The organism is Magnetospirillum fulvum MGU-K5, from assembly GCF_000442515.1.
In the GTDB taxonomy this organism is placed as follows: Bacteria; Pseudomonadota; Alphaproteobacteria; order Rhodospirillales; family Magnetospirillaceae; genus Phaeospirillum; species Phaeospirillum fulvum_B.
In genome coordinates, this window is sequence record NZ_AQPH01000033.1 from 25,067 (window position 1) to 35,816 (window position 10,750).

At 63.1% G+C, this 10,750-nt stretch carries 8 protein-coding genes; 5 read left to right on the top strand and 3 right to left on the bottom strand.

The genetic code is table 11. The features are described from left to right. Window positions 1–3: 3 nt before the first annotated feature. The gene (locus K678_RS09795) at window positions 4–1,275 is read right to left on the bottom strand and encodes an ATP-binding protein (RefSeq protein WP_021132298.1); all 1,272 of its coding nucleotides are present in this window, start codon (window positions 1,273–1,275) and stop codon (window positions 4–6) included. A 383-nt stretch (window positions 1,276–1,658) separates the two neighbouring features. Between K678_RS09795 and K678_RS09800 the strand changes: the two genes are divergently transcribed. From K678_RS09800 to K678_RS09820, 5 genes are all read left to right on the top strand, one after another. After that, entirely contained in the window at window positions 1,659–2,063 is a 405-nt protein-coding gene (locus tag K678_RS09800) for a VanZ family protein (RefSeq protein ID WP_021132299.1), read from the top strand. Window positions 2,064–2,120: 57 nt separating this feature from the next. Beyond that, the gene (xrtD, locus tag K678_RS09805) at window positions 2,121–3,686 is read left to right on the top strand and encodes a VPLPA-CTERM-specific exosortase XrtD (RefSeq protein ID WP_021132300.1); all 1,566 of its coding nucleotides are present in this window, start codon (window positions 2,121–2,123) and stop codon (window positions 3,684–3,686) included. 266 nt (window positions 3,687–3,952) lie between these two features. Next, window positions 3,953–4,858: a glycosyltransferase gene (locus K678_RS09810; RefSeq protein ID WP_021132301.1), complete on the top strand. Its 906-nt coding sequence runs from the start codon at window positions 3,953–3,955 to the stop codon at window positions 4,856–4,858. Then, window positions 4,855–6,153: an oligosaccharide flippase family protein gene (locus tag K678_RS09815; RefSeq protein WP_021132302.1), complete on the top strand. Its 1,299-nt coding sequence runs from the start codon at window positions 4,855–4,857 to the stop codon at window positions 6,151–6,153. Before K678_RS09810 ends, K678_RS09815 begins: the two co-directional genes overlap by 4 nt. 50 nt (window positions 6,154–6,203) lie before the next feature. Then, window positions 6,204–7,034, top strand: coding sequence for an FkbM family methyltransferase (locus K678_RS09820; protein WP_021132303.1), 831 nt, complete (start codon window positions 6,204–6,206; stop codon window positions 7,032–7,034). Here the strand turns inward: K678_RS09820 and K678_RS09825 are convergent. Both K678_RS09825 and K678_RS09830 read right to left on the bottom strand, forming a co-directional pair. Then, entirely contained in the window at window positions 6,969–8,276 is a 1,308-nt protein-coding gene (locus tag K678_RS09825) for a hypothetical protein (RefSeq protein WP_021132304.1), read from the bottom strand. The genes K678_RS09820 and K678_RS09825 overlap by 66 nt on opposite strands. Beyond that, on the bottom strand, window positions 8,273–10,660 hold the full coding sequence (locus tag K678_RS09830; RefSeq protein ID WP_039852689.1) for a tetratricopeptide repeat protein: 2,388 nt from the start codon (window positions 10,658–10,660) through the stop codon (window positions 8,273–8,275). Before K678_RS09830 ends, K678_RS09825 begins: the two co-directional genes overlap by 4 nt. Between the last annotated feature and the right edge of the window lie 90 nt (window positions 10,661–10,750).

The following is a 10,750-nucleotide window of genomic DNA, read 5'->3' on the forward strand; positions in this document are numbered from 1 at the left end:
TTTTTACACCGAGAGACCGAAGCGTTCGGCCGATCCGTCCCGCTGGATGCCGCGCCGGACCACGCCGGGACGTGTCGGCAGACGGATGCGGACAAGGGTGCCGCGGCCCAGTTCACTTTCGACATCAAGGCAGCCGTTCATTTCGCGCACCAGCCACGCCGCCTGAAATGCGCCGATGCCCGATCCGCCGGGCTTGCTGGTCTGAAGCGGCCGGAACAGGCGGTCGCGAATGAAATCGGCCGACATCCCCGGCCCGCTATCGGCAATCTCGACCACGCCGTCAGCACCGACGGCAACCCGGACGGTTCCATCGGGACCAGCGGCATCCCAGGCATTGCCGATCAGGTGCCCCAGCACCGAGACCATCCGGTCGGCCTGTCCCAACACCATCACGACGGGGCTTTCGGTGGAAAAGATCACCGCTCGCCCCGGCCGCCAGCCCGCGGCGGCGGTGGCGGCGGTCTCGACAAGATTAAAGCGGCGCGGACGCAGCACCCGCCCGCCCCGATCCAGGCGACTTTGCATGGCACGCAACCGCGCCACCGCCGCGCCGACGGTCATCAGCATGTCGCGCTGGAAGAGGGGGTCGTCGCCGAAACGCTCGGCGTTTTGCAGCATCAACGACATCTGCCCCAGCACGTTCTTGACGTCGTGACGGATGAAGGCGGAGCGACGGCTGTAATCCGACAGGGACCGCACATCGCTTAATTCCTGCGACACCCGCGCTTCGGCAAGATAGCTGGCGGCCAGGGTCGCCAGCGCCATCATTCCCTCTACCGACTGCGACGGAGCCAGACACAGCATCGCGAATCCTTCGGTGCCGCCCTGGTGGATCAGCGGCACCACCACCCACCCCTCGCCAAAGCCACCCATCCACGGCGGCAGGATCGGCGCGGCCGCGTCCTCGTGGTCCCATCCGCATTCGCCGACCTCGACGATCCGTCCGGTCTCGGCCAGAAAACGCGACAGATCGGCCTGGGCCGACACATGCGACAACGGCCCGGCCATTCCCACCGATGCCATCGGCAGAAACGCCCCGGTCGAGGGATTGCGCACCCAGATCGCACCGAACTCGCTGGCGGCGGCATCGACCAGCGCCCGCAACAACCGTTGCCCCAGGCTGCCCTCCGCGCCGGGAGCGGCAATGGTGGCGACGAAAGCGGCCAGCAGCGATCGGGCGTCATCGCCCGGACCGAACCGCCGCCGGACGCCGTCGCGCAATGCGGCGACCGCTAGCCCGACCCGGGTACTGATCGAGTCCGGATGGTTTCTCATCCCTGTCATCCACCGAATCCTCCCGCCGAGGAAGCGACTGATCTGATCGCACCAACCGAAACATAGAATGGAAGGCTGGCGAGAGCAGACTCAGTCTGAAACCTTATCGACTCCGGCATAAAGATAGCTTTTTTCCATAAATGCCCCTCTTTCATTTATAGATTAATATCTACAAACCGAAACAACATCATTTCGTAACAAATGATTTAATAAAATTACGCGAATAAAGGCTCAACTTACCTGTCTTTTTATTTTACACTGCCCAAGCAGACCGGATGGGATAGGCCTGTTTTACGCACCCGGCGCCGTCATCCCCGGCCATGGCACGATTCATGCTGATGGCTTCTCACGCCCCACGGGCTGAAACGCGGAGGAATTCTGGCGTGACGATGGCACAAGCTTCGATCCGGTCGATTGCGGTGCGCCTGCTGGCCTGGATCGGGCTGATCGGGCTGGCGCTGCTGTCATGGTTGCCGGGGGACGAGATGATCCGCAGCGGACTGGATGGCCGGATCGAACATGTCATGGCCTATGCCGGAATCAGCACTCTGGTCGCCCTGGCCTATGCCCGTCGGATCGGGCTCAAGGCGGTGGCCGCCCTTCTCATCCTGTATGCCGGAATGCTGGAGATCGGTCAGATTTTCGCCTTTGGCCGCCATGCCGCGCTTTGGGACGCGTTCGCCAGCGGCACCGGAATTCTGATCGGAACCGCTCTCCACCCCCTTATCCGCAGCGGAGCGCGGCGCCGGCGCCCCTTGCACCATTTCCTGTCCTCGCTCACCGACTGACCGGGCTCATGCGCCCTTCCCGTCCGACTGCGTCGATGAACCCGAAAGCGAAGCGCCATGGATTTCCGTACCAGATTGCCGCGTGTCATCGGCATCGTCGTCGTCTTAGCCGCCGCCGGATTCGTCTTCCATGACGCGCTGGGTCTGATCTTCACCAGTTGGGAGCAGCCGGAATACAGCTATGGCTATCTGGTCCTGCCGCTGGCGATCCTGCTGTTCGTCAACCGCCTGAACGGCCAAGACCTCGTCATCCGGGGATCGTGGGGAGGCGTCGCCCTGGTGGGCGCATCGCTTTTGCTTGAATTGGGCTGCGAACTGTCGAACGTCAGGGGCGTCCAGCCCTATTCGGTGCTGCTGTTTCTGTATGGCGGCTTCGTCACCTTGTTCGGCTGGCGCAAATGCGTCGTCTTCGCCGTTCCGCTGGCTTATCTGATTTTCGCGGTCCCGCTGCCGCGCTTCATCTTTGCCGAGATTTCGGTTCAGCTTCAGTTGATCTCGACCGATTTGGGCGGGGCGATTCTTCAGGCGCTCGGCTATTCGGTCTATTCGGAAGGCAACGTGATCGATCTCGGCGGCTACCGCCTCCAGGTGGCCGAGGCATGCAGCGGGTTGCGCTATCTCTTTCCCCTGCTGAGTTTCAGCGTCCTGGTCGCCTTTCTGCTGAAGTCCCGGCGCTGGATCCAGATCTTCATCGTCTTGTCGTCACCGCCGATCACCGTCCTGATGAACAGTCTGCGGATCGCCATCGCCGGAATCGCCGTCAACGAAGCGGGACCGGCAATGGCCGAGGGCTTCATTCACGCCTTCGAAGGATGGGTGATTTTCATCGGCTGCCTTCTGGTTCTGCTGCTCGAACTCTGGCTGCTGCGCCTGCTCGGATGCCGGATCGAGATTGAGTCCTCGGCCCTGTCGCTGTCGCGTCGGCCGGTCTTTAGCGTAACCGTCCAATCGTGGCAGCGGACAATCGCCGCCACCGCGTTGCTGGCGCTTGCCGTAGGAACCGATATCGCCCTTGCCCTGTTTCCGCCCGACCGCCCCGGTCCGGTCCGGCTGCAAACCAAGCTGGAATATTTTCCCACCGCGATCGGAACCTGGCGCGGGACCCGCCAAACCATCCCAGCCGAAACGATCGAGACGCTGCAACTCGACGATTATGTCCTGACCGATTATGTCGGCGACGACGGTGCCACGGTCAGTCTCCATGTCGCTTATTACGGCCACCAGGATAGCACCGCCGCCTATCACTCGCCGCGAATCTGCATTCCCGGCGGTGGCTGGAAGATTGTCTCGCTGACGCGCCGAATCATCACGGTCAATGGCGCGGCGTTCCCGGTCAATCTCGTCCTCATTCAAAACGGGACGGCCCGCCACCTGCTCTATTACTGGTTCGACGAGCAGGGCGAGCGTCTGACCGAGGATTACGCGGTCAAGCTGCATATTCTGGGCAATGCCTTGCGCCTGCGTCCGACCAACGGCGCGCTGATCCGGGTGCTGACCCCGCTTGACCCCGCCGAGACGGTCGACACCGCCGCGGCCCGGCTGGGACGGTTTTTAGACGATGCCGTCCCGATTTTGCAGGGCGCGATGGCCGAAGCCGCTCCATCCCCGGCATGGGGACGGTGAGATCATGACTCAGCAAAGCCCACTCGCTCCCCGGCATCCCGACCCGATCCGCACGATCTGCTGCATCCATCAGGGCTATGAATTGTACGGCTCGGATCGGCTGTTCATCCAGTGCGTCGCGATCCTGCGCCGCCTCCACCCCGAAGCGGCGATCGAAATCGTGTTGCCCAAACCCGGCCCGATCGTCGATCCGTTACGGATGGAGGGGGTCAGCATCGTTTTCGACGATATCTGGGTGCTGACGAAAAAAAGACATCGCGCAGAAATTGCTGTTCCGGTTACCGCATCTGATCGGCTGCATCCGCGCGGCAAGACGGCGGATCGCCGACAGCGATCTCACCTATATCAGCACCTCGGTCATCGCCGATTACCTCCTTGCCGCCCGGACCAGCCCGGCGGCGTGCCTGTGCCACGTCCATGAAAGCCCGGACGGTCTGGCCCTGCTGGCGGTGCGGGCGCTGCTGCACTGGGCCGCCATTCCGATGATCTTCAATTCCGCCGCCACCCAGACCCAATTTTCCCTGCCCGAAGCGATCCCCCAGGCGGTGGTACTCAATTCATGCAAGACGCCGGAGAAGACCCGCCCGGTCGAGTATGACGGCCTTGCCCCCCTGAAAGTGCTGATGCTCGGCCGGATCAACAGTTGGAAAGGGCAAGACCTGCTGGTCGAAGCGGTGGCGGCGATGCGGATCGAGGCGCGGGCCCGGATCGAGATTCGCATCGTCGGCGGCACGTTCGACAATGCCCGCCACGATCTCGCTCTGCTCGACCTGATCCGCCGGTTCGAGCTTGAGTCCTATATCGAGGTCCTGGGCTTCGATCCCGATCCCACCCCACATTATCAATGGTGTGACATCCTGGTGGTCCCGTCGCGCAAGCCCGAACCATTCGGGCTGGTCGCGATCGAAGCGTTCTCGCACGGCCGCGCCGTGATCGCCGCCGATCATGGCGGCCTGACCGAGATCGTAACGCCGGATCGCGACGGATGGCGCTTTGAGCCGAACTCGGCCGCCGATCTGGCGCGATATCTGGAAATGGCGGTTGCCTCGCCCTTTGCTGTCCGCACGATGGGGGAGACGGCGCGGATAACCCATGCCCAACGCTTCACCGAAACCATTTTCGAACGGAGCTTCGCCGAAGCGCTGCATCCCGCCGATCCGACCGCGCCATGAAATCCGACAAGTTCGCGATGTCGGTCTCGACCTTTACCCGGATCGGAACCGGGTTGGTAATCTTTGTCCTGCTCGCCCGCTATCTCGGACCGGGACCGTTCGGCGTGTTCGCGGCGGCGATGGTCTATGCCACCCTGCTGGGGCTGGTCGCCGATTACGGTCTGGGGACCTATGCCCTGTGCGAGGCGGGAGCCCACCAGGGACGCGGCGCGACCATCGTGATGCAGGCCCTGATGGTGAAGCTGATCACCACCGGCCTTGTCACCCTGGGCGGTCTGGTCGCCCTGGCGGTCGTGGCTCCGGTGCACGATACCGTGATCGTCATCGTCGCGGTCTATATCGGATTGATGGCGACCTCGTTCGCCGATCTGTGTTTCGTCACCGTCCGCGCCGTCGGACGCTACGATGTCGAGGCGCGAACAGTGGTGGCGACCAGCATCGTTTCGGTCGCCGCGATCGCCTGGGTGACCGTCGCCAGCGACAGCATCGCCGCCGCCGCTTTGTGCTTCATGGTCACCCGTCTGTTTTATCTGGCGACCAGTTGGATCGTGCTGCGGCCGTTTCTGGCAATTGCGGCGGTCTGGCCGGTCCGGCGGGCGGACCTGCTGCGGATCATGCGGCAGGCTTCGCCTTATGCCATCGACGGCTTGCTGGTCAACCTGTCCAACCAGATTGATGTCGTGATGGTCAGCCTGTTGCTTAGTCACGTCGAGATCGGGCTGTATCAGGCCGGAGCGAAGCTGTTGCAGGGGGTCGCCCCGGTCTCCGCCATTCTGGCGATGGTCTATCTGCCCAAGTTGGCCGAGGCCCATCAGAGCGGCGATCTGGGTCGGCGAAACCAGTTGGCCGCAAAGCTCAATCTTGAGTTCGTCGGCCTCGCCACCATCGGCTTTTTCGGTTTCATGGTGTTCGGGCCGCTGTGGACGATCCATGTCTACGGCCCGGAATTCAGCCCGCTGATCCCGCTGTGGCCCGGGCTGTCCTGCTTCATCCTGTTCCGCTTCACCGCCTCGGCCTATGGGATCGAGCTGACCGCGCTTGGCGAAATGCGCTACCGGATCGGCACCTACATCCTGGTCATCGGCGCGGTGGTGATCGGCTCGCTGATCGCGCTGCCCCGCTATGGGGTGGCGGCGGCACCGTGGATTCTGGCCGGATCGGGTCTGATCCTGCTGCTGGTCTATGGATTCATCTCGGCACGCTATATGGGCAGTCGCCGGATCGTCGCGTACAGCCTGGCCTGGTCGCTGCTATTGCTGGCGTCGGCTCTGCTGTTCGCGGCGGAACGTGGCTGATTTCGGGTCCGTGCGCCCCGCTTCCGGGGCTTCGGCAGGAGGAGAGCACGATGATCGAGCCTCAAACCCCAACCGTTGCCACCACCCTGAAAATCCTGGCCCTCTGGGGGCGCCACCTGTTCCGCGCCGCGACCGCGCGCCCCAGGCGCTTTGTCGCGATCCTGCCGCCATTACCGGGGGTCCAGATCCTGCTGGATCTTCACACCGGGCGGCGGCTGGAACTCCGGCTGAAGACCGTCAACGATTGGTACACGGCCAAACAGGTCTTCCTCGACAACGATTACGGCTTCGAAAAGCTGGCGCGGCGGGCCGATCTCAGCCGCCGATACCGCGAGATCGTCGAGTCCGGCCACGATCCGCTGATCCTCGATTGCGGCGGCAATATCGGGCTGGCGGCGCGCTTTTTTGCCGAGACTTTTCCAGATGCGGAGATCGTCAGCCTCGAACCCGATCGCAGCAATCTCGACCTGGCAAAACGCAATATCGCCGACAAAGCGGTGACCCTGATCGAGGCCGGTATCGCCAATCACGACGGGGCGGGCACGCTGATCGACCCCGGACTGGGCAACAACGCCTATCGCGTCCGCACGCAATCCGATGGTCCGGTGCGGCTGATCTCGGTCAACACGCTGCTAGCCGAGGCCGCCGCAAAATCTCAGGTGCCATTCCTGATCAAGATCGATATCGAGGGATTCGAATCCGAGCTGTTCGCCCGGAACACCGAGTGGGTCCAGTCCTTTCCGATCATCATCATCGAACTGCATGATTGGATGTTCCCCAAGACGGCCAACGCCGCCAACTTCCTAAAAACCGTCTCAGAGCTGAACCGGGATTTTGTCTTTCACGGCGAGAACGTGTTCAGCATCGCCAACGACATCTAAACGACGGCGGCGGCGCGACAGGGACAGACCACAGCCGAACATCAACCCCATTGTCGCGCCGGTTTCGCCGTTATTGATCAACCCGGCGACGGTCGGGGTCGAGATCACCGCGATCAGAACCAGACCGCCCATGATCCTGGCATAAAGGCGGGTCTCCGGCGTCGGGTCGGGACAGGAATCCGACAGACGCCGCGAGTCGCGCACCAGCAACAGAATCTGAATCAGATACAGCCCGATTCCGAACAGGCCACCGCGGACCAGCAGGAAGGCGAATCCGTTGTGAAATACCACCGTCGGGATCAGATAATACTGGCCCAGACGGTCGAGAACGAGCTTCGCCTGGGTGTGCAGCCCGGTCCCAAACAGCAGCGATCCGGGAAAATCGGCTTCAAGCAGGGCGTAGGCGTGGGTTGCCTCGTGCCCGCGCCAATATTGATTGATCTCTCTGGGGTCGCTGCGGCGGATCGGCAACACCTCGCGCACGGAATCCGGAGAGACGGAATCGATTTCCGACACCAGGGATTCGCCCAGCAAGGCGGGCAACGCCGGCGTCGTCACCAAAGCGGCGACGATCAACCCGGTCAAAGCCAGCAGTCGCAGACGTCGCAGCGGGATCAGCCCGGCAATCACCATCCCGATCAAGGCGGTGTTGAGAAAGACCGAGCGAGACGAGGACAGAATCGCGGCAAACAGAATCATCGCGACGGCCCCCAGCGCGGCATGACGGCGCAGCGGCACTATCCGCTTGTCTAAATAGAAATAAATCCCGGCACAGGCCGCGATGCACCAGATGAAATATCCCCGGCCGATCACCGAGCGGACTTCCTCGCGCGCGTCCATATTGGCATCGGGGGAGTAAAAATAGATCGCGGCATATTTGACCGCCGCGACAACCCCGGCGATCAGGGCGGCCACCAGCACCGTCCGCGCGCCGTTCCCTCGGGGGCAAAAAGCCATCCCGAACACGATGTAAATCGGAATGCGCAGGAGAAAGGCGATCGACTTCACCGCGATCCAGCCGACCTCTCCGGCGGCGATTGTGATCGCCAGCGCCGGAATCACGATCAGGCACAGCGGCAGAGCGGACGAAATCCCCGAATAATCGACCCCGCGCCGAAACAGCATCGCCGCCACCAGAACGACGGTTGTCAGCACGATGTGAATGTCCGCCGTCACGAAGCAGGCGCTGAGAAAAAAGGCGACCCACACCCACAACAGCGGTGCGGGAGCGGTGGGGGTCACAACGAGGCCAACAACTGGCGGGCCTCCTCGATACCGGGAAAGGACTGGCCCGGCCCGGTCGCGGCCCGCAGTTCAAGCTTGGCCTGTTCCTTCATGTTGGCCCGGATCAAGGCTGCGCCGTAATGATAGCGCATCTGGGGCGAAACCGGACCCACCGCGACGGCCCGGCGCAACAGCGAGACCGCCTCGGGCACGTTGCCCAGGCGGTAATGAACCCATCCCAACGTGTCGATCCATGCGGGATCGCTCGCCCCCTGGAAACGTTCGGCGACGCGCAGGGCAAGGCGAAGCGCCTCGGGATCGGCATATTGGAAATCGGCGATCAAGGCGGCCAGATTGTTCGCCGCCGTATCCAGGCTGGGATTACGCTCCAGCACCTGGGTATAGACGGCAATCGCCTCGCCCGGCCGCCCCAACTGGCTCAGGCTATCGGCCAGAACCAGGGCAATGCGGTCATTGCCCGGCAACGCCGCCGCGCCCTGGCGCAGGACGTCGATGGCCTGATCGCCCCGGTGATCGTTGAGGCGGAGTTGCGCCAGGTTGAGATAGGGCTCGGGACGTCCACCGCCCGCCCCCACCGCTTTCTCGAATTCCGCCTCGGCTGCCTGACGCTTACCCAGGGCCAGATCGGTTTCGCCCCGCAGATTGGCGACGAAGGAACTCTTGCTGTTCAGGCTGTCCAGATAGGTCGCCGCCGCCGCGAGACGGTCAAGTCCGGCATAGGCGCGCACCAGGGCAGCCAGGGCGCGCTCGCCTAACGGCGTGGCGGGATCGGCCGTCGCCACCTGGGCAAAGCGGGCGATGGCAGATTCGGGTTTGCCGGTGGCCGCTTCGACCTCGCCGCGCAGGAACGCGGCGGGCAAGGTCTGCCCGGCCAGACCGTCAAGACGGGCAATCGCCATTTCGGCGGTCTTCCAATCCTGGGTGGTAATCGCGGTCCGGGCCAGACTTTCCCACCCGACCGGATAGTCAGGATTAGTCCGGGTCACCCGATCCAGCGTTGCCCGGGCGCGAGCGGTCTCTCCCTTGGCGCTGAGGATCTGGGCCAGCCGCACCTGGGCCGCGTTATCCTGAGGCACGATATCGACCAACTGCGCCTGGACCTCGGCGGCGCGGTCGAGTGAGCCCAGGCGCAACAGCGATTCGGCCAGCAATTGCTTTGCTTCGGGCGAGCGCGGACGGTCGCGCAGAACCTCGTTCAGATCGGATACCGCATTCTGATATCGCCCTTGGTCAAAGTTCAGCCCGGCCCGCATGAACAGAGCGTCGGGATGAGTCGGATTTTTTTCCAGAATCATCGCGATCAGCTTTTCTGTGACAGCGCGATTTCCCTGGGCGAACTGAATCCGGGCCAGCGAGGCCCGCGCGTTCAGCCCCTGCGGCTCGAACTTCTCTGTCGTCGCCACCTTCTCCAACAGATGAACCGCCCGGTCGGGCGCGTCATGGGCGATGTAGAGATCGGCCAACCAGAAATACAATTCGGACTGATCCGGACTCGCCGCGATATAGCGGGTGATCTCGGCCTCGGCGGCTTCGATCCCGCGATTGCGGTCCAGGAACGCGATCAGATCCTGCTTCATCCCCCAGGATTCCGGCGCGGCAGCGATTCCTTCGCGCCACACCGCCTCGGCCGCATCGATCCGACCGGCCTTCAGATAGATGTCGGCCAGATCGGCGCGATAAACCCGCTCGGCGGGCAGCACCCGGAACAGGCTGTGAAAGGCGGCATCGACCTTTTGAAGGTCGTTGGCCTTGCGGGCCATGTCGATCTTCATCAGCAACAGGGCGATTTCATCGGGATTGCGGGCGATCCCGGAATCCAGGGTCGCCGCCGCCGAGGCCGCTTCGCCCCGCGCCACCTGAAGAGCGGTCAGAACCGAGATCGCCCCAACATTGGCCGGATCGCGCGCCAGGGCAAAGCGGGCTTCACGTTCGCTTTCGACCGGATCGTTCCGTCTCATCTTCTGAGCGGCGCGCAGCGCGTGGGCATCGGCATTATCGGGCTGGACGGACAGAATGGTATCCACCTTGCGCTCCGACGCCTCGATCTGTTCGGCGGCGAGATGGTAGCGGGCGATTTTCAGCAAGGCGGGGACGAACGTCCTGTCCTGGACCTCGGCCCGCGAGAAATTGGCGATGGCATTGGTCACATCGCCCTGCGCCTCGTCGATCAGCCCGAGATGGTAATAGACGTCGGGATCGGTGGGATTGATCTTCGCCGCGTTCTTGAACTCGACCCGGGCCAGATCGAACTTCCGGTCAAGGATGTAACCGGCCCCGCGGGCTTTGTATTTCGCCTCCCGCTGTTGAGCGTTGTCGCAACCCCCCAGGACCAGGACGGCGATCGTCAGCGCAGAGGCTAAGGTGACGCTCTTCGAGACCATGGCGGTAATCCCACACATCAAAGGGAAGAAAACCGAACCATCGCGGCCCGGTCGCGGCTCTCCTTTGATACGCAATATGCGGGCCAGCCA